This window comes from Pseudomonas sp. PME37.24/006, from assembly GCF_055556635.1.
Map to the genome: position 1 here is coordinate 1 of NZ_JBVHNL010000142.1, position 265 is coordinate 265.

Annotated in this window: 1 protein-coding gene; it reads right to left on the reverse strand. The window is 45.3% G+C overall.

The window, feature by feature from the left end:
• Window positions 1-265, reverse strand: a 265-nt coding sequence (locus tag ACZ3GY_RS24165; RefSeq protein WP_465912298.1) for a tetratricopeptide repeat protein, incomplete at both ends; no start/stop codon positions are given.

Genomic DNA, 265 nt, shown 5'->3' on the forward strand with positions numbered 1-265 from the left:
CCACGCTCATCCCAAAACGCCCCAGCACCGAGTTGCCCAGATCTTTCAGCTTTGCAAGCATTTCCTCCTTCATCTTCTCCTTTTTCTCCGCTGCCAGTGGCTCAAGTCGGAACAATGATTTCTTAGCCTGTTGATTTGAAGGATCTAGCTCAATGATTTTTTTCATATCAACAATAGCATCATCATAGTTTTCGAGCTTTTCATGTGCTTCTCCCCTCCGAAGCAGGGCTTTCAAATATGAAGGATTCAGCTCAAGCGCTTTGGT